This window comes from Geodermatophilus sp. URMC 65 (assembly GCF_053502545.1).
On sequence record NZ_CP199954.1, the window covers coordinates 3,667,859 to 3,692,363 of the forward strand.

A 24,505-nucleotide genomic window follows, 5' to 3' on the forward strand; every position below is an offset into this window, starting at 1 on the left:
CAGCGGGGCCGACGGTATCGACCGCGCGGACGCGGGGTCCGGTGGGAGCGTCATCCCGATGCCGACCTGCTGCAGCAAGCGGGCGTCGTCGGCTTCGACGAACCTCACGGCGCCGACCCGGCCGGGCCATCGGCGGCCGGGTCGGCGTGCGGCGTCCCACCCGGGCGACCGCCCTGCCGGTTCGGCTCGGCACGCTGCTGCCCCGCGGGGCGGGCCGGGTCGGGGGCGGACGCCGCCCCGGCACGAGCGCCTGGCACCGCCGAGGGGCTCCGCACGAGCCAGGCCGAGGCCACCACCCCGACGAGTGCGATGACGGTGGTGGCGACGAACACCACGGTGTAACCGAAGTCGGACGCGGCGCGCGCGGCCAGCAGGTACTCGGACACCCGTGCGTCGAAGGTGGCGGGGTCCAGGCCCGTCTGCTCGGCGGCTTGGAGGCCGTCGCGCAGCCGGGCGCCATCCTCCCGGGTGATCGCGGGGAGACCGCGGCGGGCCACCTGGTCGTGCAGGGCGGAGATGTACGCATGGTGGAACACCGCGTACAGCAGGGCGATCCCGATCGCGCCTCCGCCCTGCTCCGCCGTGGCGGACACGCCGGAGGCCTGCCCGTGGTCCGCTTCGGGGACGGTGTCGAGGCTGACCGGGTCGTTGGCGGTGAGCACGATCGCCAGACCGATCCCGTAGACCACGAGTCCGGGCAGGAGCCACCGGTAGTCGTTGCGACCCGCGGCGAGTGCGAGCAGCACCCCGGCCACCGCCAGGCAGGAGAACCCGGCCACCAGTGGTGGCCGCCCACCGGTGCGGTCGTACCACCGGCCGACCAGCGGGGCGATGACGACCATCGGCACGGTGGTGGGGATCAGGGCGAGCCCGGCGAGGGCGGGCGGCATCCCGAGGTTCAGGATCAGCAGGAGGGGGAAGATGAGGCCGAGTCCCATCTCCGCCATCCCCGCGAGGCCCTGGCTGAGCGTGGCGCCGAGGTAGTTGGAGCTGCGGCGCAGCAGGCCGAAGCTCATCAGCGGCTCGCCGGTGCGCTCCTCCCGGACCACGAACAGGAGCCCCGCGAGGGCGCACAGCGCCAGCGGCACCAGGACGCCGGGGGAGCTCCACCCCCACACCGAGCTCTGGGCCAGCCCGAACACCAGCCCGACGAGCGCGAGGCACACCAGCGCCGCACCCGGACCGTCGACCCGTGCCCGCCGGGACCGGGGCGCGTCGGCCGGCACCGAGCGCAGGGTGCACAGCAGGGTCAGGACGAGCAGCGGGACGTTGACCAACAGCACGGCCCGCCAGCTGAGCGTGGTCAGGGCGCCGCCGATCGTCGGACCGAACGCGCCGGCCACCGCGGCCGTCCCGCCCATCGACCCCAGCGCCCGCCCCCTCCGCTCGGGCGCGAACGCTGCGCTGACGATGGCAACGGTCGCCGGCAGCATCAGCGCACCGCCGGCTCCCTGCGCCACGCGGGCGCCCAGCAGGACGAGGAACGACGGGGCCAGACCGCCCACCGCTGAGGCGCCGGCGAAGACGGTGGCGCCGACGACGAACACCCGCCGGCGGCCCAGCAGGTCACCGAGCCGGCCTCCCAGGACCAGCAGTCCGGCGAGGGGGAGCAGGCTCGCGGTCAGGACCCACTGGACCAGGCTCGAGCTGACCCCGAGGTCGCGTGCCATGTCGGGCAGGGTCAGCGGTATCGCGGTCTGGTCCACCAGGATCATCGCGTTGGCCAGCGTCATCGCCGTGAGTACGAGCCGCTGCCCGCCGACGGTGCTCATCCCGTGCTGTTCATCCGGGCACGTCGCCCTCCCTCGACCGCCGGGGAGTACGAACCCGGCCGCGGTGGGTGGCAGGTCGCCACGAGGGTGCCCCACCACCTCCCTGCGGGGAAGGCATCCCGCCTCTGCCCGGCCCGGCGCCCGAGCCCCGGCCGCCGCCTCGGTCGCCTGTGTCCACCGTCCCGGCCGTCACCGGCCGTCCCGCACCCGGGCCAGGGGCCGCGTCACGGAGGGACCTGCTCAGGCTGGGTGGCGGCGAGGATGCGCTCGCGGGCGTCGTCGTCACCCCTGGGTACGTACGGGAGCCGCATCGGGAACGGCCGGGGAGGACGCGCGACCCCGCCGACGGGTCAGCCCGTATCGGTGGTTCGCGGTGATGTAGGCCGCCACGAGGAGGTCGAAGCTGAAGCACGTGATCGTGAAGGCGTCGGGGGCGAGGGCGTGTCCCGGACCGAAGTGGTGCAGCGCGACGTCCCACACCGGGTGCAGCGCCCACCCGGCGGCCAACCACAACGGCGATCCGCGGAGGCCGCGCAGACCCAGGCTCCCGTAGAGAGCGACACCGGTGAGCTCGGCGACCACCCAGCCGCTGCCTGCGCCGGCATCCGCGGCGAAGTAGACGTAGGTCAGTGCCGCGCCGCACAACAGGAAGGCGAGCAGGGCGCGGCCGACGACCTCCCTGCCCCAGCGCGACAGCGCCCAGACGACGACGATCAGCGTGCTGGCCTGGAAGACACCGTTGACGAGCCACTGCCCGGTCATGGCGTTCGGTCTCCTTCGGTTCGAGAGCGGGGACCGGCCGGGCCGGTCGGATGCGTCGACTCTGCGAGCGCAACGGCCTGCTCCGCACCGGTGGGATCGCCAGGCCGGCGACCGAACCCGCGCATCGTGCCCCGGGACGCGGCGACGACCGGCGCATCCACCGCGGTTCGTGTCGCCCGTGGTTCCAGGGCGCGAGCGGTACCCGCGGGTCCCCGATCAGGCGGGAGAGGCTGCTCGTCTGCAGTGCGCGGAACCCCAGTCGTCGTCGGCATGGGGGTGGGTACGGCGACCAGGGCGCGCCCATCCCGCTCGACGAGCTGACGATCTGCCTCGACGCGTCGACGGTGGGCATGGGCAGGCCCATCGATCCGACGGACCGGGACACAGCTCGAGCCCACGGCGCCGCGACGGTCCGGTCACCATCCTCACCCCGGCACCTCGCCGCGGAGCTCTCCGACGTCCTCGCGGCCGACGACGTGCTCCTCCCGGTGGCGGCTACGTGCGATCGGTGGAGTTCACCGGGATGTGGCCCCGGTGATCTGGGCTCGGAAGAACTCGCCTCCGGGCTGCCGGTCCGTGCCCCACCACCAGCCCGCGTGGAGCACCGAGCCGATGGTCAGGCCGGTGAAGGTCTGTTCGGCCTCGATGGCGACACCGAACGGGTAGCGCCCGAACGGTGCCCCGTCGGGATCGCCCCAGCGCTGCATGAGCACGCCGAGCAGCCGTCCCTCCGGACCGGTGTGGAGTTCAGCGCTCCCATCCTGTCCGCCGATTTCCCAGGTGACGACCCGGTCCTGGTCGGAGCCGGGTGTCCACGTCGTGGCGGGGGAGGTCGTCGGCCCCAGAGCCGTCTCCCCGGCCAGGCGGCCGGCGGCGCTGCGGGTGACGTCGGGTCCGGTGGCGGACATGACGGGGATCAGCCCACCCAGCCGCCGGTGCACCTGGCCCGATCCGGAGCTGAGCCGGTCGAGACCGGTCACCGGGGTCCTCCGGCCACGTGTGGTCGCTCTGACCGACCCGGCCGCTGGCAGGGACATGTGGACCCCCTCTGACACGAGGACGGGGACAGCCGCTACGGTAATCCGCATGCAGTCGGTCGGGATTGTGCGGTTAGCGCTCGTCGAGCGCCGGCACGTCGACCTGCTGCGGTGCGCGAGCGCGCTCTGTCCGGCCTGACGCCGTCCGAGCCACCGTTCACCCCCTCGCCACCGGAGTTCCCTCGCATGACCCTGCTCGTTGCCCCCACGACCCTGCCCGCCACCGCCGAGCGCGGGTTCCTCGAGATCCAGCGCCTCGAGCCGTCCATCGGCGCCCGGGTCCACGGCGTCGACCTCAGCCGCGCCACCGACGACCAGGTCCGCGCCATCCGGGCCGCCCTCGCCGAGTACAAGGTGCTGTTCTTCGCCGGCCAGCACGACCTGCACCCCGACAGCCAGATCGCGCTGGGCCGCCGCCTGGGCGAGGTCACCGAGTCGCACCCGGTGGTCCCCGGTGTCGACGAGCAGCACCCGGAGATCTACGCGCTCGACAGCGCCACGGGCGGCTTCGCCGACGTCTGGCACACCGACGTCACCTTCGTCCGCCGTCCGCCACTGGGGTCGGTCCTGCGGGCCGTCGTCCTGCCGCCCACGGGCGGGGACACCCAGTGGGCGGACCTGGAGCTGGCCTACCAGTCGCTCAGCGAGCCGGTCCGGCACCTGGCCGACCAGCTGGTCGCGGTGCACGACGGCACGCGGGAGTTCGGTTACTACCTCGCCCAGCGCGAGGAACGGACCAAGTGGGAGGGCGAGGAGTTCCGCGCCCTCGTCCCGATCGAGCACCCGGTGGTGCGCGTGCACCCGGAGACCGGCCGCAAGGGGCTGTTCGTCAACCCCGGCTTCGTGTCGCACATCAAGGACGTCTCCGACGCGGAGAGCCGGTACCTGCTCGACCTGTTCTACGCGCACATCACCAAGCCGGAGCACATCGTCCGGCACCGCTGGTCGGTCGGCGACGTCGTCATGTGGGACAACCGCTCGACGGTGCACTACGCCAACCGCGACTACGGCGACCAGCGACGCGTCATGCACCGCATCACGCTCCGGGGGGACCAGCCGATCGGTCCGACTGGCGCCTGACCGCGCACTTGCACGACGCTCGTCCCCGAGAACTGACCGCACGGCGAGGCGCAGGTCCCCCCGAGGGGCCTGCGCCTCGCCGTACGACCCCGGCGCTACGACGAGAGAAGACCCTCATGCTGCGCACCACGACCCGTCCCCGCGCATCCGCGGTGGCGCTGGCCGCCCTCCTCACCGCCACCGTCGCCGGGTGCAGCGCCGAGGAGGGCGCCGAGAGCGCCACCGGCGGGGGGAGCGGCATCACCGTCCAGACCGCGCAGTTCAGCTGGACCGCCGCCGGCCTGACCAACTCGATCATCAGCGAGATCGCCGCCGACCACCCCGACCTCGGCGTCGCCTCGCTGGCCACCACGCAGCTCGACCCGGCGGCGGCCTGGACCGGCGCGCAGCGCGGGGACATCGACCTGCTCACCGAGGTCGCGCTGCCCAACCAGCAGCAGCTCGCCGACGAGGCCGCCGACCGGGTGCAGATCGTCTCCGAGACCTACGGCGACGCCGCGCAGGGCTGGTTCGTGCCCGCCTACGCCGTCGCGCCCGGCGGCCCGCTCGAGGGGCTGACCAGCGTCACCCAGCTCAACGACTACGCCGACCAGCTGGGCGGGAAGTTCTACGACGCCGACCCGGGCTACATCACCACCGAGCAGAACGCCAAGCGGCTCCAGGGCTACGGGGTCACGCTGGAGCACGTCGTCTCCAGCGAGGCGGCCGAGCTCGCCCAGCTGGAGAACAGCTACAGCCGTGAGGAGCCGATCGTGCTGTACCTGTACCACCCGCACGCGGTGTTCGCGCAGTACGAGATGGTCCAGCTCGAGGAGCCCACGCCCTACAGCGACGGCTGCCTCACCACGGGGGACGGCGCCTGCGCGATGCCGTCGTACAGCGCCAACATCGCCGCCAGCACGGAGCTGCGCGAGCAGGCCCCGGCCTTCGTCGACCTGCTGACCGACCTGCGCATCTCCGTCGAGGAGATGGAGGCGATGCAGAAGCAGGTCGACGTCGACGGCGAGGAGGTCGCGACGGTCGCGCGCCAGTGGGTCGACGGGCACGCCGACCAGATCGACCAGTGGATCGGCTGACCGTGCCGCCGGTGCTGCGCGCCACGGGACTGACCAAGGTCTTCGGCCCGCGCGAGCAGGAGGCGCTGCGGCTGGCCGCCGAGGGGGTGGGGCGCGACGAGGTCCAGCGCCGCACCGGCTCGACGCTGGCCGTGCACGACGTCGGCTTCACCGTCGAGCGGGGTGAGCTCTTCGTCGTCATGGGGCTGTCCGGGTCGGGGAAGTCGACGCTGGTCCGGTTGCTCAACCGGCTGATCGAGCCCAGCGCGGGCACGGTCGAGGTCGACGGCCAGGACCTGCGCTCTCTGGGCGACGCCGACCTGCGGACGCTGCGCAACGAGCGGGTCGGCATGGTGTTCCAGCACTTCGCGCTGCTCCCGCACCGCACCGTGCGGGAGAACGCGGCCTACGCGCTCAAGGTGCGCGGCGCCCCCGCGGCCGAGCAGCGGGAGCGGGCCGACTGGGCGCTGCGGACGGTCGGGTTGCTCGACCGGGCCCACGCCCGGCCCGACCAGCTCTCCGGCGGCATGCAGCAACGCGTGGGCCTGGCCCGCGCGCTGGCCGCGGACTCCGACGTCCTGCTCATGGACGAGCCGTTCTCCGCGCTCGACCCGCTCATCCGGCGCGACATGCAGGACCTGCTGGTCCGGCTGCAGACCGAGCTGCACAAGACGATCGTCTTCATCACCCACGACCTCAACGAGGCCATGCGGCTGGGCGACCGCATCCTGATGCTCAAGGACGGGCGCACGGTGCAGCTGGGCACCGGCCCGGAGATCATCTCCGCACCGGCCGACGCGTACGTCGCCGACTTCACCTCGGACGTCGACCGGACCCGCGTGCTCACCGCGGGCGACCTGCTGCGTGAGCCGCGGCTGACCGCCCGGCTCGGGCAGCCGGCGGGGGAGGTGCTGCGCGCCCTCGGTGCCGCCGAGGCCAACGGCGTCTACGTGCTCGGCGAGGACGGGCGGATCGCCGGGGTGGCCCGCGACGACCTGCTGGCCCGCGCGGTGCAGGAGGGCCGGACGGCCCTCGGCCCGCGGGAGCTGGTCGCCGACTTCGCCACGATCACGCCGGACCGCCCGCTCGTCGAGTTCATCCACCTGGTCGGCCGCTCCGCGGTGCCGCTGGGAGTCGTGGACGACGACGGCCGGCTGCTCGGCGTCGTCCCCCGGGCGGCCGTGCTCGACGCGCTGGCCGCCGTCCCCGCGCGACGGGAGGGCTGAGCCGTGCCGCACGTCCCCCTCGGGCAGTGGGTGTCGGACCTCATCGACTGGCTGCTGGCCACGGTGCCGTGGCTGTTCGACGGCATCTCGGCGGTCATGCAGGTGCTCGTCGACGCCCTGACCGACGCGCTGGTCTCACCGCCGCCGGTGGTGTGGATCGTCGTCTTCGCCCTGCTCGCCCTGGTGCTGCGCGGCCCGGGGCTGGCGCTGTACTCGGTCCTGGCGTTCCTCCTGGTGGTGTCGCTGGAGCTGTGGGTCGAGACGATGCAGACCCTCGCGCTGGTCCTCGTGGCGGCGGTGGTCGCCACGGCGGTCGCGGTGCCGATCGGGATCCTGGCGGCCCGGCACCGGGCGGTCAGCGTCGTCGTCCGCCCGGTGCTGGACTTCATGCAGACGACACCGGTCTTCGTCTACCTGATCCCGGCCGTCTTCTTCTTCGGGGTCGGGGTCGTGCCCGGTGTCGTGGCGACGATCCTGTTCGCCATCCCGCCCGGCGTCCGGTTGACCGAGCTCGGCATCCGCCAGGTCGACCGGGAGGTGGTGGAGGCCGCGCAGGCCTTCGGTGCCCGGCCGGGGCAGGTGCTGCGGGAGGTCCAGCTGCCGCTCGCACTGCCGTCGATCATGGCCGGCATCAACCAGGTGATCATGCTGGCGCTGTCGATGGTCGTCACGGCCGGCCTGCTCGGCGCCGCCGGGCTCGGCGCGGTGGTGGTGCGGGCGGTGACCCAGCTCGATGTCGGCTCCGGGTTCGAGGGCGGGCTCGCCGTCGTCCTGCTGGCGGTGTTCCTCGACCGGCTGACGGCGGCGTTCGGTCAGCCCACGGCCCTGTCGCGGCTGGTGCGGGGCCGGGCGCGCCGGACGCTGCCCGGTGCGAGGACGGCGCCGGACGCCGGGGAGCCGGCCCGGGCCGGTGCGCCGGAGCCCGTCTGACGGGGACACCGGGGGCCACCCACACCGCCGCGCTCGGTGGTGCCGGCGGGACGTGTATGGTGGTCTCACCGACGCGGGGTGGAGCAGCTCGGTAGCTCGCTGGGCTCATAACCCAGAGGTCACAGGTTCGAATCCTGTCCCCGCTACCACGTACGGAGGGCCCGGTCACCACGGTGACCGGGCCCTCCGTCGTCGTGCTGCCGGCTGCCGCGGAGGTGTTGTGCGTCACCGGCCGGCTCCCTAACGTCGCGGTCACCGACGCTCCGATGGAGGGCACCTGTGACCGTTGAGGCCGTTCCGCCCGGACCCGTCGACCTGGACGCGGTCGACCTCTCGGACCGGGACTGGTGGGCCGGCCCGCCGTCGGTGCGGTACGCGACCTTCGCGGCACTGCGCAGGGAGCGACCCTTCGCGTTCTTCGCCGAGCCGGAGCTGCCGGGGATCCCGGTCGGGCCCGGCTACTGGGCCGTCACCCGCTACGCCGACCTGGAGGCGATCAGCTCCCAGCCCGCGCTCTTCTGCTCGGGGCGCGGCGCGGTGTCCATCCCCGACGTCCCGGCCGACCTCAACGAGTTCTACGGCTCGCTGATCAGCATGGACGACCCCCGGCACGCCAAGATCCGGCGCATCGTGTCCAAGGCGTTCACCCCGCGCGTGCTGGAGCAGCTGGTCGACCAGGTCAGGTCGGTCGTCGACGACGTCCTGACGCGGGCCCGCCGGACCGCGGAGGCGCAGGACGGCGCGATCGACGTCGTGGCCGACCTCGCCGCACCGATCCCGCTGCGGGTCATCTGCGACATGATGGGCATCCCGGAGGAGGCCCGGGCGACCGTCCTCGCGCAGTCCAACATCATCCTCTCCGGTGGGGACCCCGAGCTCATCGAGGACGAGAACGACCCGGTCAGCGCCTTCCTGCTGGCCGGGATGGAGCTCGCCGGGCTCATGGAGCGGCTGGCCGCCGAGCGGCTGGCGCACCCGCAGTCGGACCTCACCACCGCGCTGGTCACCACGGAGGTCGACGGCGAGCGGCTGTCCCAGCAGGAGATCGCCTCGTTCTTCATCCTCCTGCTGGTCGCCGGCAACGAGACCACCCGGAATGCCATCTCCCAGGGCGTGCTGGCGCTGCACGAGCACCCCGACCAGCGGGCGCGGTGGGCGGCCGACCCTGGGCTGGACCGCACCGCCGTCGAGGAGGTGGTGCGCTGGACCAGCCCGGTCACCTGGATGCGGCGCACCGCCACGCGGGACGGCGAGGTGAACGGTCACCGGTTCCGGGCGGGCGACAAGTTCCTGCTCCTCTACGCCGCCGCGAACCGCGACCCCGCCGTGTTCCGGGACCCGGAGGTCCTCGACCTGGGCCGGGACCCCAACCCGCACGTCGGGTTCGGGTCGAGGGGGCCGCACTTCTGCCTGGGCGCGCACCTGGCCCGCCGGGAGCTGGCGGTGACCTTCCGGGCGCTGTTCGACCAGTTGCCCGACCTCGAGGTCACCGGGGAGCCGGACCGGCTGCGGTCGTCGTTCGTCAACGGCGTCAAGCGGCTGCCGGCCCGGCTGGGCGGAGGGCGCTGATGCGCATCGAGGCCGACCGCGACCTCTGCGTCGGATCGGGCACCTGCGAGCTCCTGGCGCCGGACGTCTTCGAGGTCGGGGAGGACGGCGTCGTCCGGGTGCTGCAGCCGCAGCCCGGGCAGGCCTACGAGGACGCCGTCCGGGACGCCGTCTCGCAGTGCCCGACCGGGGCGCTGGGGCTCGCCGACTGATGGGAGGACCCCTGTCCCCACCGCTCGCACGCTCGCGACGGGCCCTGCAGGGGGTCCTCCTGCCTGCACGTGGGCCGTCAGGGCTCGGGGCGCTGGCCTGGACGGGACCGAGGAGGATGTGCCGGCATGGAGCTCACCGTCACCGACGTCCCCGAGGCCGGCCGCTACGAGGCCCGTGCCGGCGACCGCGTGGTGGGCCTGGCCGCCTACCAGCGGCGGGGCGACCGGGTGGTGTTCACCCACACCGAGGTCGACCCCGATGCAGAGGGCAGCGGCGTGGGCAGCACGCTGGTCCGCGGCGCGCTGGACGACGTCCGGGCGCACGGGCGGCAGGTGGTGGCGCACTGCTCGTTCGTCCGCGCCTGGATCGACCGCCACCCCGACTACGCCGACCTGGTCGACACCTCGGCCTAGCGCCGCGTCCGGAGCGGCCCCGTCCGGGTCCCGCCCTGAGCTTGCGAAGGGTGGGGAGGACGGGGTCCTTGTTCACAGGACCTGGTGGCCGTACATCTCCCCGAGCGGGTCGGCGATCAGCTCGATGCGGGCGCCGTCGGGGTCGCGGAAGTAGACCGAGACGCCGCTGTGCACCTCGTGTGCCACGCCGGCGTCGGTGAGCCGCTGCACCAGCTCGGACCAGCGCTCGGGGGCGACGCTGATGGCCATGTGGTGCAGCCCGCCGAGCACCTCGGCGTAGGGGCCGACGTCCAGGCCGGGGAAGTCGAAGAAGGCGATGAGGTTGCCGTTGCCGATGTCGAAGAAGAAGTGCGAGGAGCCGGGGTAGTCGCGGTTCTCGATGAGCTCGGTCAGCGGGAAGCCCAGCACGTCCTGGTAGAAGCGCACGGTGCGCTCGACGTCGCTGCTGATCAGCGCGGTGTGGTGCAGACCGCGGGCGGTCGACGCCGGCCGCTCGCCCGGGGGCTTGAGGTGCGCCTCCCGTATCCGGGTGCGCTCCTGCTCGATGGCGGACAGGTCCAGGTCGCTGGCGGTGTCGCTCACGGGTCCTCCTCGGGGTCGGTCGGCGGTCGGGACGACCGCTGCGACCAGGATCTCCTTCCCCCGCCGGGCCGTGGTCACCTGTGGGTGCGAGTGTGGTGACCATGCGTGTGCTGCTCGCCGGGTGGTTCTCCTTCGACGAGGTGATCACCACCGTCGGCGACGAACTGGGCGCCGACGTGGTGGCCCGGTGGCTCACCGAGCTGGGCGTCGACCACGACGTCGCCTGGGCGCCGTACATGGAGCGCGGCGTGGACTGGCGGGACGTCGACCCGGCCGCCTACACGCACCTGGTGTTCGTCAGCGGCCCGCTGGCCGACCGGCCGCTGCTGCGCGAGCTCGCCGAGACCTTCGCCGGCGCACAGCGCTGGGCGGTCAACGTGTCGGTGGTGCAGGAGTCCGCACGGGTCCTGTTCGACCAGGTGTGGGAGCGCGATGCGCCGGGGCTGGCCCGCCCGGACCTCGCCGTCGAGGGCCCCGAGCCGCAGGTGCCGGTCGTCGCGGTCGCGTTCACGCCGGTGCAGGGCGAGTACGGGGAGCGCAGCCAGGCCGAGCGGGTCCGTGACGCCATCGAGGAGTGGCTGGCCGACCGTGCGCTGCCCTGGTTCGAGCTCGACATGGACCTCTACGAGAAGCCGCACGCCCGCCGTCCGGCCCAGGTGGAGGCGTTGGTGCGCCGGGCCGACGTCGTGGTGAGCATGCGGCTGCACGCGCTGGTGCTCGGCCTCAAGCACGGCCGGCCGGTCGTCGCCTGCGACCCGATCGCCGGCGGCGCCAAGGTCGCCAGCCAGGCCGCGGCGCTGGACTGGCCGCTCGTCGTGCCCGCCGACGAGCTCACCGCCGAGGCGCTCGACGCCGCCCTGGCGCGCTGCCTGTCCGGCGAGCTGGCCGAGCGGGTGCGGGCCGCGGGGGAGCGGGGCCGGTCGGGCAACGCCCGCGCGCGGGCCTGGTTGGAGGAGCAGCTCGCCGGTTGAGCCCCCGACTCGCCGGCGAGCTCGCCGATCTCGCACGCTTGTAGGCCCGTACCCGTGCGAGATCCCCGATCTCGCCGCCCGAGGAGGACCGTTGATCGAGTTGCGCACGCCGGGCGAGCTGGACGCGATGCGCGCCGCCGGAGCCGTCGTGGCCGACATGCTGGCCGCCGTCCGTGCCGCAGCGGCCCCGGGTGTCCGGCTCACCCAGCTGGACGAGGTGGCCCGCGCCGTCCTCGCCGACGCCGGCGCCTCCTCGCCCTTCCTCGGGTACGCGCCGCTGGCCACCACGCCGCCGTTCCCCGGCGTCGTCTGCCTGTCGGTCAACGACGTCGCGCTGCACGGCATCCCGACCCCGCAGGAGCTGGAGGACGGCGACCTGCTCAGCGTCGACGCCGGGGCCACCCTCGACGGCTGGGTGGGCGATGCCGCGATCACCTTCCCGGTGGGCACGCCGCGACCGGAGGACCTGGAGCTGGTCGCGACCACCGAACGCGCGCTGGCAGCCGGGATCGCCGCCGCCGTCGTCGGCAACCGGGTCGGCGACATCTCCGCGGCGATCGGCGCCGTGGGCCGGGCTGGCGGGTGCGGGATCAACACCGACCAGGGCGGGCACGGCGTGGGTCGCTCGATGCACGAGCCGCCGTCCGTCCCGAACGAGGGCCGCCCCGGCCGCGGGCTGCCGCTGCGTCCGGGCCTGGTGATCGCGATCGAGCCCTGGTTCCTCGCCGGCGGCAGCGACGACTACCGGGTCGCCGCCGACGGCTGGACGCTCTACAGCGCCGACGGCAGCCGCGCGGCGCACGTCGAGCACACCGTGGCGGTCACCGACGACGGCCCCCGCATCCTCACCGCTCCGCGCTGACCCGCAGGCCGCGACGAGTGGGGGCCGGAGGCCTCCGAGGAGCGACGCAGCGGCTCGGCGGCGGCCGGGGACGCTACCTGGCCGCGGTGTGGTCCGGTCGCGGGGGCCCGGAGGGTCTCCCGACCGGGACACGGGCAGCGGCTCGGCGGCGGCCGGGGACGCTACCTGGCCGCGGTGTGACCCGGAGGGTCACGGTGTCAAGGCCTGGTCCAGGTCGGCGATGAGGTCCTCGGCGTCCTCGATGCCGACCGAGAGCCGCACCAGGTCGGCCGGCACCTCCAGCGGCGACCCGGCCGCGCTGGCGTGGGTCATCCGCGCCGGGTGCTCGATCAGCGACTCCACGCCGCCCAGGGACTCCGCGAGGGTGAACACCTGCGCCCGCTCGCACACCCGCAGGGCGGCGTCCTCCCCACCGGCGAGGCGGAACGAGAGCATCCCGCCGAACCCGGACATCTGCTTCGCCGCGATGTCGTGGCCGGGGTGGTCGGGCAGGCCCGGGTACCGCACGGACGCGACCGCCGGGTGGCCGAGGAGGAACTCCGCGACCTGGGCGGCGTTGGCCTGGTGCCGGTCCATCCGGACGCCGAGGGTCTTGATGCCGCGCAGCACCAGCCAGTCGGAGAGCGGGCCGGACACCGCGCCCATCGCGTTCTGGTGGAAGGCGAGCCGCTCGGCGAGGTCGTCGTCGTCCCCGGAGGCCCCCTCCCCGATGACCAGGGCGCCGCCGACGACGTCGGAGTGCCCGCCCAGGTACTTCGTCGTCGAGTGGACGACGACGTCGGCGCCCAGCGTCAGCGGCTGCTGCAGGTAGGGCGAGGCGAAGGTGTTGTCGACGACGAGCAGCGCCCCGACGTCGTGCGCGACCTCGGCGAGCAGTGCGATGTCGGCGATGTTGAGCAGCGGGTTGGTCGGCGTCTCGCACCAGATGACCCGCGTGCTCGGCCGGATCGCTGCCCGCAGCGCGTCGACGTCGTTCAGGTCGGCCGGCGTGTGCTCGACGCCCCAACGGGAGGCGACCTTCGAGATCAGCCGGAAGGTCCCGCCGTAGGCGTCCCCGCCGAGCACGACGTGACTGCCCGGCTCGCAGACCGTCCGCAGCAGCGTGTCCTCGGCGGCCAGGCCGGAGGCGAAGGCCAGTCCGGTGCGCCCCTGCTCGAGGGCGGCCAGGGCCTCCTGCAGCGCCGTCCGGGTGGGGTTGGCGCTGCGCGCGTACTCGTAGCCGCCGCGCAGCCCGCCGACGCCGTCCTGCTTGAAGGTGGTCGCCAGGTGCAGCGGGACGACGACGTCGCCGGTGGCCGGGTCCGCGTCCTGCCCGGCGTGGATGGCGCGCGTGTTGAAACCCTGTCCCATGGCTCGACTCCGCCCTCGTTCCGCTCCTCGCTCGCTGGCGCTCGCTGCGATGCTCGCTCGCGCGTCGTCTTCGGCGCTCATGCCTCGACCGTAGGAGCCAGCCCGGCGAGGTGCCCGAGCACGTCCTGCCGGGTGACCACGCCGGCCGGTTTGCCCTCCTCGTGCACCAGCAGCGCGTCCGCCGTCCCGAGGGCCGCGACCGCGGCGCTGACCGGCTCGCCGGAGCCGATGATCGGCAGCGGCGGGGACATGTGCCGCTCCACCCGGTCGGCGAGGTTGGCCCGCCCGGCGAACAGCGCGTCGAGCAGCGTCTTCTCCTCGACCGACCCGACGACCTCGCCGGCGGTCACCGGGGGCTCGGCGCGCACCACCGGCAGCTGGCTGACGCCGTACTCCCGGAGGATGTCGATGGCGTCGCGAACCGTCTCGTTCGGGTGGGTGTGCACCAGCTCCGGCGTCGTCCCGCCCTTGCCGGCGAGCAGCTCACCGACGGTGCCCTGGGTGGCCTGCTCGAGGAAGCCGTAGTCGGCCATCCAGTCGTCGTTGTAGATCTTCCCGAGGTAGCCGCGCCCGCCGTCGGGCAGCAGCACGACCAGGACGTCGTCCTTGGTGAGGCGCTCGGCGGCGCGCAGCGCGCCGGCCACCGCCATGCCGCACGAGCCGCCGACCAGCAGCCCCTCCTCACGGGCCAGCCGCCGGGTCATCGCGAAGGAGTCGCCGTCGCTGACGGCGACGATCTCGTCGGCGATGGAGCGGTCGTAGGCGTCGGGCCAGAAGTCCTCGCCCACGCCCTCGACCAGGTACGGCCGCCCGGTGCCACCGGAGTAGACCGAGCCCTCGGGGTCGACGCCGACGACGCGCACCCCTCCGCCGGAGACCTCCTTGAGGTAGCGGCCGGTGCCGCTGATCGTGCCGCCGGTGCCGACCCCGGTGACGAAGCAGGTGACCCGCCCGTCGGTCTGCTCCCAGATCTCCGGGCCGGTGCTCTCGTAGTGCGACCGCGGGTTGGCCGGGTTGGCGTACTGGTCGGGCTTCCAGCCGCCGGGGATCTCGCGGGCCAGCCGGTCGGAGACCGAGTAGTAGGAGCGCGGGTCGGCCGGGTCGACGGCGGTGGGGCAGACGTGCACCTCGGCGCCGTAGGCCTTGAGCACGTCGATCTTCTCCTTGCCCACCTTGTCGGGGCAGACGAAGACGCAGCGGTAGCCGCGCTGCTGGGCCACCAGCGCCAGCCCGATGCCGGTGTTGCCGCTGGTCGGCTCGACGATCGTCCCGCCCGGCTGCAGCACGCCGCTGGCCTCGGCCTCGTCGACCATCCGAACGGCGATGCGGTCCTTCACCGAGCCGCCGGGGTTGAGGTACTCCACCTTGGCCAGCACCAGGGGCGCGTCCGGCCCCAGGTCGCGGGTCACGGACGTCAACCGGACCAGCGGGGTGTGCCCGACCAGTTCGATGACGTTCTCGGCGTACTGCACGCAGACCTCCTCAGCCGGCACCCCCGACGGGCGCTCGGCGCCCCATCCCACCACCGGCGACGAGTCCCGCGCCCGGGAGCCGTCGTACCCAGCATGACGACGACGGACCTGCGGGTCGACGAGGGGTACGCACCGGTCACCGGCGGGGTGCAGATGTACTGGCGGAGCCTGGGGCAGGGCGGCACCCCGCTGGTGGTCGTGCACGGCGGCTTCGGCGTGGTGGAGGCGTTCGGCGACGTCCTCGACCGGCTGGCCACCGGGCGGCGGGTGGTGGCCGTCGAGCTGCAGGGGCACGGCCACACCGCCGACGTGGACCGGCCCTTCTCCTGGGACGCCCTGGCCGACGACGTGGCCGCGCTCGTGCGGCACCTCGACCTGGGGCCTGCGGACCTCATGGGCTACTCCCTCGGCGGCGGCGTCTGCCTGCGCGCGGCGATCCGGCACCCCGAGGTGGTGCGGCGGCTCGTCGTCGTCTCCGCGCCCTGCCGCCGCGACGGCTGGTTCCCCGACGTCCTGGCCGGCATGGACCAGGTGGGCGCCGCGGGTTTCGAGATAATGCGGCAGACGCCCATGTACACGGCCTACGTCGCCGTCGCCCCGGACCCCGACCGGTTCCCGGTGCTGATGGACAAGACCGGCGCGCTGCTGCGCACCCCCTACGACTGGAGCGAGGAGGTCCGGGGGATCACCGCGCCGGTGCACCTCGTCTACGGTGACGCGGACAGCATCCCGCCCGCGCACGCCGCCGACTTCTTCGCGCTGCTCGGCGGGGGGCTGCGCGACGCCGGGTGGGACGGCTCCGGACGGCCGGCGTCCCGGCTGGCCGTCCTGCCCGGGCGCACCCACTACGACGTCTCCTCGAGCCCCGAGCTCGCGGTGGTCGTCGACGGGTTCCTCGGCTGACCGGATCGCCGGGGTTGTCGGCAGACCCGGTCAGCCGAGACGATGCGGCATGACCGAGAGCTTCCCCACCGTCCCGCTCGACGGTGCCCCCGGCATGCCGCTGATCGGGTTCGGCACCTGGCTGATGAACGGCTCCGAGTGCTACGAGGCCGTCCGCACCGCCCTGGACGCCGGCTACCGACACCTCGACACCGCGGCGATCTACCGCAACGAGTCCGAGGTCGGGCGGGCGTTGCGCGACTCCGGCGTCGACCGGGACGAGGTGTTCGTGACGACCAAACTGCCGCCGCCACGGGCCGACCAGGCCGACCAGGTGCTGGCGGGGTCCCTCGACGCGCTCGGCGTCGACGCGGTCGACCTGTGGCTCGTCCACTGGCCACCCGGCGGTGCCCGGCCGGACGTCTGGGAGCGCTTCGTCGCCGCGCGCGAGGCCGGCCGGGTGCAGGCGATCGGCGTGAGCAACTACTCGCTGGAGCAGATCGACGAGCTGACCGAGGCGACCGGCGTCACGCCGCAGGTCGACCAGGTCAGCTGGGCGCCGTCCCGGTACGACCCCGTGCTCCAGGCCGGGCTCCGGGAACGCGGCGTCGTCCTCGAGGGCTACAGCCCGTTCAAGAACACCGACCTCGGCGACCCGGTGCTGCGCGAGGTCGCCGACGCACACGGGGTCACCCCGGCGCAGGTGGTGCTGCGCTGGCACGTGGAGCACGGCGTCGCCGTCATCCCCAAGTCGGCCACGCCGGAGCGGATCCGGGCCAACCTGGCGATCGGCGGGTTCTCGCTCACCGACGACGAGGTCGCCCGGATCGACGGCCTGGCACAGGGCTGAGCTCCGGCGCGGAGGGCGCCGGTGACACGCCGTCCGCCTTGCCGCCGGGGCCGCCGCCCCCGAGGCTGGCCCGGTGAGCCACTTGCCGGACGACGTCCTCGTCCCCGGACCACCGCAGCGGCCCCGAGGCACCAGGGGCGTGCCGAGGTGACCGCGGTCGACGCCTCGGTCTTCGAGGGCTCCTTCTGGCGCGACCCCTATCCCGCCTACGAGCGGCTGCGCGCCCAGGCCCCGGTACGGGAGGTGGCGCTGCCCCGGGGCGGCACCACGTGGCTGGTCACGCGCTACGACGACGTGCGCGCGGCCTTCACCGACCCCCGCCTGGTCAAGGACCACCGCGCGATCCTGCCGCCGGAGGTCCGCGCCCAGGCCCCGCGCCTGCCGGGCCCCTTCGGCTCGATGATGATCCTGCTCGACCCGCCGGACCACACGCGACTGCGCCGGCTGGTCTCCCGGGCGTTCACCGCGCGGCGCACCGCCGAGCTGCGCCCCCGCATCGAGGCACTGGCTGCCGCGCTGCTCGACGCGGTGCCCAGGACCGAGCCGGTAGACCTGCTGGCCACCTACGCGGTGCCGCTGCCCATGGCCGTCATCTGCGAGCTGCTCGGGGTGCCCGACACCGACCGCGACGCCTTCGGCACCTGGTCGCGCGCGCTGGTCGACGACCACGACGACGTCGACCAGCAGCAGGCCACCGCGGGGCTGGCCGAGTACCTGCACGCGCTCGTCGAGACCAAGCGGCGTGCTCCGGACGGCGCCCTGGTCTCGGCCCTGGTCGAGGTCTCCGAGGCCGGTGACCAGCTCAGCACCGAGGAGGTCGTCGCGATGGGCGTGCTGCTGCTCATCGCCGGCCACGAGACCACGGCCAACCTCATCGGCAACGCGGTGCTGGGCGTGGCCACCGACGCCGCGCTGCGCGAGCACCTGCTCGCCGACCCGCAGCGGATCCCCGCGGCGGTCGAGGAGTTCCTGCGCTGGGACGGCCCCGTGCACAACGCCCCGATGCGCTTCGCCGCCGAGGACGTCGAGTACTCGGGCACCACCATCCCCGCGGGGTCGGTGGTCACGCTCTCCGTGGGTGCGGCCAACCGCGACCCGGGACGCTTCGACCGGCCCGAGCTGCTCGACCCCGACCGCGAGACCGGGGGGCACCTGTCCTTCGGTCACGGGATCCACTTCTGCCTGGGCGCGCCCCTGGCGCGTCTCGAGGGTGAGGTGGCCCTCCGGTCGCTGCTGGACCGGTTCCCCGACCTGCGCCTGGCCGTGCCACCGGAGGACCTCCACCACCGGCGCAGCGTCATCGTCCACGCCCTGGAGCAGCTGCCGGTGGTCCTGCAGCCGCCAGCCGCGGGGAGCGCCCCCGCGTAGCCGGGCGGTGGCGGGCCCGGGCGGGGCGGGACGAGGATGCCGGGGTGACCTCTCCCTCTCCTGTCGGTACCCGCACCCTCGGCCGCGACGGCCTGGTCGTCTCCTCCCTGGGCCTGGGCTGCATGGGCATGAGCCAGTCGTACGGCGCGGCCGACCGCGGCGAGTCGATCGCCACCATCCACCGTGCGCTCGACCTCGGCGTGACCTTCCTGGACACCTCCGACGTCTACGGCGACGGGCACAACGAGGAACTGGTCGGCGAGGCGATCGCCGGACGGCGCGACGAGGTGCAGCTGGCCACCAAGTTCTCGCTGTCGCGCAACGACCGCGGCGGCATGGACATCGACGGTCGCCCGGAGAACGTGCGGGCCCGTGTCGAGGCCAGCCTGCGCCGGCTCGGGGTCGACGTCATCGACCTCTACTACCAGCACCGGGTCGACCCGGAGGTGCCGATCGAGGACACCGTCGGCGCGATGGCCGAGCTCGTGCAGCAGGGCAAGGTCCGCCACCTCGGGCTGTCGGAGGCCTCGGCCACCTCGATCCGCCGCGCCGTCGCCGTCCACCCGATCACCGCGCTGCAGAGCGAGTGGTCGCTGTGGACCCGCGACCTCGAGGCAGAGGTGCTCGGCGTGGCCCGGGAGCACGGCATCGGCATCGTGCCGTTCAGCCCGCTGGGCCGCGGCTTCCTGACCGGCGCGATCCGCAGCCCGGAGGACTTCGGCGAGGACGACTGGCGCCGCGGCCACCCGCGCTTCACCGGAGAGGCCTTCGCGGCCAACCTGCGGCTGGTCGACGCCGTCCGGGCCATGGCCGAGGAGAAGGGCTGCACGCCCGGCCAGCTGGCGCTGGCGTGGGTCCTCGCGCAGGGGGACGACGTCGTGCCGATCCCGGGCACCAAGCGGCGCAACTACCTGGAGGAGAACGTCGCAGCCGCCGCCGTCGAGCTGTCCGAGGCCGACCTCGCGCGGCTGGGCGACATCGCGCCACCCGGGGTGGCGCAGGGCGGGCGCTACGCCGACTCCTCCTACGCGTACGGGGACAGCCCGGAGAAGGTGGCGTGAGCGCGACCACGACCACGACCACGGCCCCCCTGCGGGTGCCCGGCGCCGACGGTGTCGCGGTCGCGGTCCACCGGTGGGGGCCCCCGGGCGAGCTCCCGCCGGTCTACCTCCAGCACGGTTTCGTCGCCGACACCCGGCTCAACTGGGTCGGCACCGGGACGGTCGCGGTCCTCCTGTCGGCCGGGCGGGAGGTCGTCGGCGTCGACGCCCGTGGGCACGGGAGGTCGGACAAGCCGCACGATCCCGCCGCCTACGGGGAGCGCCGGATGGCCGACGACCTGCGGCGGGTGGCCGATGCACTCGGCCACGACTCCTTCGACCTGGCGGGCTACTCGATGGGTGCGACGGTCGCGATGCTGACCGCGGCCACCGACCGGAGGGTGCGCCGGCTGGTCGTCGGCGGTGCCGGTGCCTCGTTCGTCGAGCCCGGTGGTACCGAGCGCCACGCCGCCCTGATGGCCCGGTTGGCCGCCGCACTGGAGGCGGCCGACGTCGCCGACGTGCGCGACCCCGCCACCGTCGACTTCCGCCGGATGGCCGACGCCCTCGCCGCCGACCGGCACGCCCTGGCCGCGCACGCCCGCGCGGTGCACACCCGTGAGGTGGATCTGGCCGCGATCACCGCGCCCACGCTCGTCCTCGCCGGCGACGCCGACCCGCTGGCGGCCCGCCCCGAGACGCTCGCCGCGGCCATCCCCGGTGCCCGGGTGGCCGTCGTCCCCGGCGACCACTCCACCGCCCTCCGGGCGCCGGCCTTCGCCGCGGCGCTCGTCGGCTTCCTCGGGGAGGCATCGTGACCGACCCGAGCTGCGGGGTGGCCCACGGTGCGCCCGCCGACGAGGCCACCGGCCGGGTGCTGGTCGCCGTCTTCGTCTCACCGGTGGCCGAGGTGCTGACGCGCTGGGCGCCGGAGCTGGGCTTCCGCACGGTGCTGCTGGACCCCGACCCCACCCGGGGCGCCGGCGTGGTGGGGCTGGCCGACCTCACCGAGGACCTCTCCGACGCCGACGTCGTCGTCACCGACCACCACCGGCCGGAGCTCGGCGAGGTGCTGCGGGACGCGCTGGCCCGCCGGGTCCGCTGGGTCGGCGTCATGGGCAACCCGCGGCACGAGGGCCCGCACGTCGCGGCGCTGGCCGCACTCGGCGTCCCGCCGGAGGAGGTCGCCCGCGTGCACCGGTCGATCGGGCTGGACATCGGCTCGCGGACCCCGGCCGAGATCGCGCTGAGCACGCTCGCCGGGCTGCTGGCCGACCGCAACGGCCGCAGCGGCGGCGCCGCGCACCGGCCGCGGTGAACGGCGTCCTGCTCGGTGCCGACGTCGGCACCAGCGGGCTGAAGCTGGTCGCGGTCGACCCCTCCGGTGCGGTGGTGGCCGAGGCGGAGTCCGGCTACGACGTCGACCGGCCCCGGCCGGGCTGGGCGCAGACCGACCCGGCGGTGTGGCGGGCGGCCCTCGACGACGCGCTGGCGGGGGTGGCGCCGGCGCTGACCGGCCACCGGGTCGCCGGGCTCGGCCTGTCCGGGCAGATGCACGGCACCGTGCTCGTCGACGCCGCCGGCGCTCCCATGGCGCCCGCGGTGCTCTGGCCGGACGGCCGGGCCGCCGCCGAGGTGGACCGCTGGCGGTCCCTGCCGGCCGCCGTCCGCGCCGCGCTGGCCAACCCGCTGGTGCCGGGGATGACCGGCCCCGTGCTGGCCTGGCTGGCCGCGCACGAGCCCGAGCTGCTCCGGCGGGCGGCCGCGGTGCTGCTGCCGAAGGACGCGCTGCGCGCCTCGCTCGTGCCGGACGCCGACCCGCGGGTCACCGACCGCAGCGACGCCTCGGCCACGCTGCTGTGGGACGTCGTCGCCGACGGCTGGTCGCCCGAGGCCACCGCGGCCGCCGGCATCGACCCGGCGCTGCTGCCGCGGGTGCGCCCCTCAGCGGAGGTCGTGGGCGCCGCCGCGCTGCCGGTCGGCGAGGTGCCCGTGGTCGTCGGCGGCGGCGACACCCCGCTGGCCCTGCTCGCCGCGGGTACGCGCGCCGGCCGGCAGGTCAACCTGGGCACCGGCGCCCAGGTGCTGCTGCCCGGGTGGACGCCGGCGCCCGCGGACGACCCGCCGGTGCACGGCTACGCCGACGTCGAGGGCGGCTGGTACGCGATGGCCGCGCTGCAGAACGGCGGCCTGGCGTGGACCTGGGTGTGCGGCGTGCTCGGCCTGACGCCCGCCGAGCTGTTCGAGGCCGCGGCGTCGGTCCCGCTCGGCGCCGGGGGAGTGGTCTTCCGCCCGTTCCTCACCGGCGAGCGCGGCGGCGTGGCCGGCCCCGCCGACCGCGGTGGCTGGATGGGGCTGTCGGCCGGCACGACCCGTGCCGAGCTGGCCCGCGCCGCGGTCGAGGGCGTCGTGTTCGCGATCGCGGCCGCTGCCGGGCTGCTCGGCGGCGAGGGGCCGGTGGTCCTCACCGGCGGGGGCGGGCGTCCGGCCGTCGTCCAGCAGCTGCTCGCCGACGTCCTCGCCGTCCCCGTGCGGTACCTGCCGATCCGCAGCGCGTCGGCGGTGGGTGCGGCGCTGCTGGCCGGGCGGGGCACGGGGACCGAGGTCGCGACGGGGCAGGAGGTCGGCCGGGTGGTCGAGCCCCGGCCCGCACCGGAGCTGGCGGCCGCGCTCGACCGGTGGCGTGCGGAACGGGAGCCGCGGGTGGCACGTTGACCCGCGCAGGAGGGCGGAACGGCCGCCCGGACGACGCGGAGGAGGACCGGGATGGCGTCGCTGTTCAGCAAGCTGACCCAGTTCGCGAACACGCCGAAGGGCCGGCAGGTCATCGCGCAGGCCACCGAGAAGGCCCAGCAGCTGGCCAAGGACCCGAAGACCCGGGCGAAGATCGACGACGCCCGCCGTCGCTTCCAGGGCGGCCGCGGCCCCGGCACCGGGCACTGAGCAGACGGTCCCGGCCCGCCCCAGAGGCCGGCCGGGACCGTCTCAGGCCGCCGGGTCGGGCTGGCGCAGCAGGCCCAGCGCGGCGTCGTGCAGCTGGCCGTTGGTGGCCAGCGCGCTGCCGCCGGTCGGGCCGGGGACGCCGGAGAGGTCGGTGAACGTCCCGCCGGCCTCGCGCACGACGACGTCCAGGGCGGCGAGGTCCCACACCGAGACCTCGGGCTCGCAGGCGAGGTCCACCGCGCCCTCGGCCAGCAGCACGTAGCTCCAGAAGTCGCCGTAGGCGCGGGTGCGCCACACCGATCGGGTCAGGTCGAGGAAGCCGCCGAGCAGCCCGCGCTCCTCCCAGCCGGAGAGGCTGGAGTAGGACATGCTCGCGTCGGACAGCTGGCCGACACCCGACACCGTGCAGCGGGTCGCCGACTCCAGCCGCCGGCCGGTCCAGGCACCCACGCCCTTGGCCGCCCACCAGCGACGGTTGAGCGCCGGCGCGGAGACCAGGCCGACGACCGGTTCGTCACCGTCGAACAGCGCGATGAGGGTGGCCCACACGGGCACGCCCCGCACGAAGTTCTTCGTCCCGTCGATCGGGTCGAGCACCCACCGCCGCGGGCCGCGGCCGGTCGTGCCCATCTCCTCGCCGAGCACCGCGTCGCGGGTGCGCGCGCGGGCCAGCGTGATGCGCAGCTGCTCCTCCACGGCCCGGTCGGCGTCGGTGACCGGCGTGAGGTCCGGCTTGGTGTCGACCTGGAGGTCCAGCGCACGGAAGCGGTCCAGGCTGATCGAGTCCGCCTGGTCGGCCAGCACGTGCGCCAGGTGCATGTCCCCCGTGTAGTCCCGGCCCGGTGTCATGGGCACCGAACCTAGCGGGCGCTCAGTCGAAGACCGCGGCACTGACCCCGCTGGGGCCCTCGTACTCCCGGTCGTCGATCTTCTGCAGCGCCTCGAGCACGTCCTTGTCGCCGCCCTTGGCGTGCTCGAGGATCTGCTCCTTCGTGGCCGGGTAGTCCATGCCCTTGAGGGCCTTCTGGATGTCGATGGGGCTCACCATGGCCCCGGGCTACCCCCGTCCACCGCGGGCGATGCGCGGATACCGTCGGGGAGTGCGCGCCGCGACGATCGCCGGGCTGCTGGCCGACCCCGCCCGGCTCAAGGTCGTCGCCGCCCTCGCCCTGGGCGCCGGCACGCTGGAGGAGGTCGCCGAGGCCACCGGGCTGCCGCTGAAGGACGTCGCCCTGGCCGCGCGCCGGCTGGGCCGGGCGGGCCTGATCCGTCGTGACCGGCACGAGCTCGAGCTGCTGACCGAGCAGTTCGGCGCCGCGGCCCGCGCCGCCGCCGAGGCCGCCCCGCCGCCCGAGCCGCTGTCCGACGACCCCGCGGAGGACGCCGTCCTCTCCGCGTTCGTGCGCGACGGACGGCTGGTGTCCATCCCGGCGCAGCAGAGCAAGCGGCGGGTCGTGCTCGAGCACCTGGTCCGCGTCTTCGACGTCGGTGTCCGCTACCCCGAGCGCGAGGTCAACGCGTTGCTGGCGGTGTGGCATCCCGACACCGCCGCGCTGCGCCGCTACCTGGTCGACGAGGGGCTGCTCACCCGGGACGCCGGCCTCTACTGGCGCAGCGGCGGCTGGGTCGACGTCTGAAGGAGCCGAGTGGCGGGTCGTCGTCCCCGGGGGCCGAGACCACGACGAGTCGCCACTCGGTGTACGCCTCAGCCGAGCCGGACGGTGCCGTCGGGGTCGACCGACCAGCCCGGGTTGTGCCCGACCTCCCACACGACACCGTTCGGGTCGGCCACCAGCGCGTGGAAGACCCCGCCGAAGGCGCCCTCCTCCGGCGGGGTGAGCACCGTGCCACCCGCCGCGACCATCGCCTCGACCAGTGCCCGGACGGCGTCCCGGTCGGCCACGTTGTGCGCCAGCGTCACGCCGGAGACGGCGGGCCGCGCCGGGCCGCGGCCGAGGTCCTGCGCGAACTTCGCCGCCTCGAAGAAGGCCAGCACCGTGCCGGGCGCGACCTGGAAGAAGAGGATCTCGCCGGGGACGTCGAGCAGCGGGCGCCAGCCCAGCCCGTCGACGTAGAAGCGGCGGGCGGCGTCGAGGTCTGCGGTGGCCAGGGTGGTGAAGTGGACCTGCTGTTCCATGGTGACCTCCGT

General features: G+C 74.5%; 27 protein-coding genes and 1 tRNA gene. 19 read left to right on the forward strand and 9 right to left on the reverse strand.

The genetic code is table 11. From position 1 onward, the window contains the following. Positions 1-104 precede the first annotated feature (104 nt). The 3 genes from ACWIX7_RS17780 to ACWIX7_RS17790 all read right to left on the reverse strand — a co-directional run bounded on the left by ACWIX7_RS17780 (position 105) and on the right by ACWIX7_RS17790 (position 3,622). The gene (locus ACWIX7_RS17780; RefSeq protein ID WP_448617752.1) at positions 105-1,772 is read right to left on the reverse strand and encodes an MFS transporter; all 1,668 of its coding nucleotides are present in this window, start codon (positions 1,770-1,772) and stop codon (positions 105-107) included. Between the two features lie 282 nt (positions 1,773-2,054). Further along, entirely contained in the window at positions 2,055-2,534 is a 480-nt protein-coding gene (locus ACWIX7_RS17785) for a DUF6010 family protein (protein ID WP_448617753.1), read from the reverse strand. 515 nt (positions 2,535-3,049) lie between these two features. Then, the gene (locus ACWIX7_RS17790) at positions 3,050-3,622 is read right to left on the reverse strand and encodes a DUF6920 family protein (RefSeq protein WP_448617754.1); all 573 of its coding nucleotides are present in this window, start codon (positions 3,620-3,622) and stop codon (positions 3,050-3,052) included. A 135-nt stretch (positions 3,623-3,757) separates the two neighbouring features. Here ACWIX7_RS17790 and ACWIX7_RS17795 point away from each other — a divergent pair, with 135 nt between their 5' ends. From ACWIX7_RS17795 to ACWIX7_RS17830, 8 genes are all read left to right on the forward strand, one after another. Beyond that, complete coding sequence (locus ACWIX7_RS17795; RefSeq protein ID WP_448617755.1) at positions 3,758-4,651, forward strand: TauD/TfdA dioxygenase family protein; 894 nt, start codon at positions 3,758-3,760, stop codon at positions 4,649-4,651. Between the two features lie 116 nt (positions 4,652-4,767). Next, positions 4,768-5,727: a glycine betaine ABC transporter substrate-binding protein gene (locus tag ACWIX7_RS17800; protein ID WP_448617756.1), complete on the forward strand. Its 960-nt coding sequence runs from the start codon at positions 4,768-4,770 to the stop codon at positions 5,725-5,727. A gap of 11 nt (positions 5,728-5,738) precedes the next feature. Then, the gene (locus ACWIX7_RS17805) at positions 5,739-6,932 is read left to right on the forward strand and encodes a quaternary amine ABC transporter ATP-binding protein (RefSeq protein WP_448617757.1); all 1,194 of its coding nucleotides are present in this window, start codon (positions 5,739-5,741) and stop codon (positions 6,930-6,932) included. Between the two features lie 3 nt (positions 6,933-6,935). Further along, on the forward strand, positions 6,936-7,862 hold the full coding sequence (locus ACWIX7_RS17810; RefSeq protein WP_448617758.1) for an ABC transporter permease: 927 nt from the start codon (positions 6,936-6,938) through the stop codon (positions 7,860-7,862). A 72-nt stretch (positions 7,863-7,934) separates the two neighbouring features. After that, positions 7,935-8,011: transfer RNA gene (locus ACWIX7_RS17815), tRNA-Met, on the forward strand. 130 nt (positions 8,012-8,141) lie between these two features. Next, positions 8,142-9,431: a cytochrome P450 gene (locus ACWIX7_RS17820; protein ID WP_448617759.1), complete on the forward strand. Its 1,290-nt coding sequence runs from the start codon at positions 8,142-8,144 to the stop codon at positions 9,429-9,431. Continuing rightward, a complete protein-coding gene (locus tag ACWIX7_RS17825) occupies positions 9,431-9,622 on the forward strand; it encodes a ferredoxin (RefSeq protein WP_448617760.1) in 192 nt (63 codons plus the stop codon). Before ACWIX7_RS17820 ends, ACWIX7_RS17825 begins: the two co-directional genes overlap by 1 nt. Positions 9,623-9,748: 126 nt before the next feature. Further along, the gene (locus ACWIX7_RS17830) at positions 9,749-10,036 is read left to right on the forward strand and encodes a GNAT family N-acetyltransferase (protein ID WP_448617761.1); all 288 of its coding nucleotides are present in this window, start codon (positions 9,749-9,751) and stop codon (positions 10,034-10,036) included. Between the two features lie 72 nt (positions 10,037-10,108). On the opposite strand, the gene ACWIX7_RS17835 is transcribed toward ACWIX7_RS17830, so the two are convergent. Next, positions 10,109-10,618, reverse strand: a complete 510-nt coding sequence (locus ACWIX7_RS17835; RefSeq protein WP_448617762.1) for a VOC family protein — start codon at positions 10,616-10,618, stop codon at positions 10,109-10,111. A 101-nt stretch (positions 10,619-10,719) separates the two neighbouring features. Between ACWIX7_RS17835 and ACWIX7_RS17840 the strand changes: the two genes are divergently transcribed. After that, positions 10,720-11,589 carry a polysaccharide pyruvyl transferase family protein gene (locus ACWIX7_RS17840; RefSeq protein ID WP_448622165.1) on the forward strand — a complete coding sequence of 290 codons (870 nt, stop codon included), beginning with the start codon at positions 10,720-10,722 and terminating at the stop codon, positions 11,587-11,589. A 91-nt stretch (positions 11,590-11,680) separates the two neighbouring features. Then, positions 11,681-12,451, forward strand: coding sequence for a type I methionyl aminopeptidase (gene map, locus ACWIX7_RS17845; protein ID WP_448617763.1), 771 nt, complete (start codon positions 11,681-11,683; stop codon positions 12,449-12,451). Positions 12,452-12,640: 189 nt separating this feature from the next. Here the strand turns inward: map and ACWIX7_RS17850 are convergent, their stop codons facing one another. Both ACWIX7_RS17850 and ACWIX7_RS17855 read right to left on the reverse strand, forming a co-directional pair. Further along, positions 12,641-13,801, reverse strand: a complete 1,161-nt coding sequence (locus tag ACWIX7_RS17850) for a cystathionine gamma-synthase (RefSeq protein ID WP_448617764.1) — start codon at positions 13,799-13,801, stop codon at positions 12,641-12,643. A gap of 77 nt (positions 13,802-13,878) precedes the next feature. Further along, positions 13,879-15,273, reverse strand: a complete 1,395-nt coding sequence (locus ACWIX7_RS17855; RefSeq protein WP_448617765.1) for a cystathionine beta-synthase — start codon at positions 15,271-15,273, stop codon at positions 13,879-13,881. A gap of 93 nt (positions 15,274-15,366) precedes the next feature. Between ACWIX7_RS17855 and ACWIX7_RS17860 the strand changes: the two genes are divergently transcribed. The 8 genes from ACWIX7_RS17860 (at position 15,367) to ACWIX7_RS17895 (ending at position 22,356) form a co-directional block, all read left to right on the forward strand. Continuing rightward, a complete protein-coding gene (locus tag ACWIX7_RS17860; protein ID WP_448617766.1) occupies positions 15,367-16,176 on the forward strand; it encodes an alpha/beta fold hydrolase in 810 nt (269 codons plus the stop codon). Positions 16,177-16,225: 49 nt separating this feature from the next. Further along, entirely contained in the window at positions 16,226-17,005 is a 780-nt protein-coding gene (locus ACWIX7_RS17865) for an aldo/keto reductase (RefSeq protein ID WP_448617767.1), read from the forward strand. 147 nt (positions 17,006-17,152) lie between these two features. After that, positions 17,153-18,373 carry a cytochrome P450 family protein gene (locus ACWIX7_RS17870; RefSeq protein ID WP_448617768.1) on the forward strand — a complete coding sequence of 407 codons (1,221 nt, stop codon included), beginning with the start codon at positions 17,153-17,155 and terminating at the stop codon, positions 18,371-18,373. 44 nt (positions 18,374-18,417) lie between these two features. After that, the gene (locus ACWIX7_RS17875; RefSeq protein WP_448617769.1) at positions 18,418-19,434 is read left to right on the forward strand and encodes an aldo/keto reductase; all 1,017 of its coding nucleotides are present in this window, start codon (positions 18,418-18,420) and stop codon (positions 19,432-19,434) included. Then, positions 19,431-20,231, forward strand: coding sequence for an alpha/beta fold hydrolase (locus ACWIX7_RS17880; RefSeq protein WP_448617770.1), 801 nt, complete (start codon positions 19,431-19,433; stop codon positions 20,229-20,231). Before ACWIX7_RS17875 ends, ACWIX7_RS17880 begins: the two co-directional genes overlap by 4 nt. After that, positions 20,228-20,731 carry an XdhC family protein gene (locus ACWIX7_RS17885; RefSeq protein ID WP_448617771.1) on the forward strand — a complete coding sequence of 168 codons (504 nt, stop codon included), beginning with the start codon at positions 20,228-20,230 and terminating at the stop codon, positions 20,729-20,731. Before ACWIX7_RS17880 ends, ACWIX7_RS17885 begins: the two co-directional genes overlap by 4 nt. Then, positions 20,728-22,128, forward strand: a complete 1,401-nt coding sequence (locus ACWIX7_RS17890; protein WP_448617772.1) for an FGGY family carbohydrate kinase — start codon at positions 20,728-20,730, stop codon at positions 22,126-22,128. Before ACWIX7_RS17885 ends, ACWIX7_RS17890 begins: the two co-directional genes overlap by 4 nt. 51 nt (positions 22,129-22,179) lie before the next feature. Further along, positions 22,180-22,356, forward strand: coding sequence for a hypothetical protein (locus tag ACWIX7_RS17895; RefSeq protein WP_448617773.1), 177 nt, complete (start codon positions 22,180-22,182; stop codon positions 22,354-22,356). Positions 22,357-22,398: 42 nt separating this feature from the next. Here the strand turns inward: ACWIX7_RS17895 and hisN are convergent, their stop codons facing one another. Both hisN and ACWIX7_RS17905 read right to left on the reverse strand, forming a co-directional pair. Continuing rightward, complete coding sequence (gene hisN / locus ACWIX7_RS17900) at positions 22,399-23,205, reverse strand: histidinol-phosphatase (protein WP_448617774.1); 807 nt, start codon at positions 23,203-23,205, stop codon at positions 22,399-22,401. Between the two features lie 22 nt (positions 23,206-23,227). Beyond that, positions 23,228-23,404, reverse strand: a complete 177-nt coding sequence (locus tag ACWIX7_RS17905) for a DUF2795 domain-containing protein (RefSeq protein ID WP_091212799.1) — start codon at positions 23,402-23,404, stop codon at positions 23,228-23,230. A 52-nt stretch (positions 23,405-23,456) separates the two neighbouring features. On the opposite strand from ACWIX7_RS17905, the gene ACWIX7_RS17910 reads away from it, so the two are divergent. Next, positions 23,457-23,993, forward strand: coding sequence for a DUF2087 domain-containing protein (locus ACWIX7_RS17910; RefSeq protein WP_448617775.1), 537 nt, complete (start codon positions 23,457-23,459; stop codon positions 23,991-23,993). A gap of 68 nt (positions 23,994-24,061) precedes the next feature. Here the strand turns inward: ACWIX7_RS17910 and ACWIX7_RS17915 are convergent, their stop codons facing one another. After that, positions 24,062-24,493: a VOC family protein gene (locus ACWIX7_RS17915; RefSeq protein ID WP_448617776.1), complete on the reverse strand. Its 432-nt coding sequence runs from the start codon at positions 24,491-24,493 to the stop codon at positions 24,062-24,064. Positions 24,494-24,505 lie beyond the last annotated feature (12 nt).

Excerpts from the sequence above, each read along its gene's own strand:
- ACWIX7_RS17850 (WP_448617764.1), bottom strand. The coding sequence starts at position 13,801 with ATGGGACAGGGTTTCAACACGCGCGCCATCCACGCCGGGCAGGACGCG.
- ACWIX7_RS17825 (WP_448617760.1), top strand. The coding sequence starts at position 9,431 with ATGCGCATCGAGGCCGACCGCGACCTCTGCGTCGGATCGGGCACCTGC.
- ACWIX7_RS17790 (WP_448617754.1), bottom strand. The coding sequence starts at position 3,622 with ATGCGGATTACCGTAGCGGCTGTCCCCGTCCTCGTGTCAGAGGGGGTC.
- ACWIX7_RS17865 (WP_448617767.1), top strand. The coding sequence starts at position 16,226 with ATGACCGAGAGCTTCCCCACCGTCCCGCTCGACGGTGCCCCCGGCATG.
- ACWIX7_RS17905 (WP_091212799.1), bottom strand. The coding sequence starts at position 23,404 with ATGGTGAGCCCCATCGACATCCAGAAGGCCCTCAAGGGCATGGACTAC.
- ACWIX7_RS17785 (WP_448617753.1), bottom strand. The coding sequence starts at position 2,534 with ATGACCGGGCAGTGGCTCGTCAACGGTGTCTTCCAGGCCAGCACGCTG.
- hisN (WP_448617774.1), bottom strand. The coding sequence starts at position 23,205 with ATGACACCGGGCCGGGACTACACGGGGGACATGCACCTGGCGCACGTG.
- ACWIX7_RS17840 (WP_448622165.1), top strand. The coding sequence starts at position 10,720 with ATGCGTGTGCTGCTCGCCGGGTGGTTCTCCTTCGACGAGGTGATCACC.
- ACWIX7_RS17830 (WP_448617761.1), top strand. The coding sequence starts at position 9,749 with ATGGAGCTCACCGTCACCGACGTCCCCGAGGCCGGCCGCTACGAGGCC.
- ACWIX7_RS17795 (WP_448617755.1), top strand. The coding sequence starts at position 3,758 with ATGACCCTGCTCGTTGCCCCCACGACCCTGCCCGCCACCGCCGAGCGC.
- ACWIX7_RS17800 (WP_448617756.1), top strand. The coding sequence starts at position 4,768 with ATGCTGCGCACCACGACCCGTCCCCGCGCATCCGCGGTGGCGCTGGCC.
- ACWIX7_RS17860 (WP_448617766.1), top strand. The coding sequence starts at position 15,367 with ATGACGACGACGGACCTGCGGGTCGACGAGGGGTACGCACCGGTCACC.
- ACWIX7_RS17915 (WP_448617776.1), bottom strand. The coding sequence starts at position 24,493 with ATGGAACAGCAGGTCCACTTCACCACCCTGGCCACCGCAGACCTCGAC.
- ACWIX7_RS17895 (WP_448617773.1), top strand. The coding sequence starts at position 22,180 with ATGGCGTCGCTGTTCAGCAAGCTGACCCAGTTCGCGAACACGCCGAAG.
- ACWIX7_RS17780 (WP_448617752.1), bottom strand. The coding sequence starts at position 1,772 with ATGAGCACCGTCGGCGGGCAGCGGCTCGTACTCACGGCGATGACGCTG.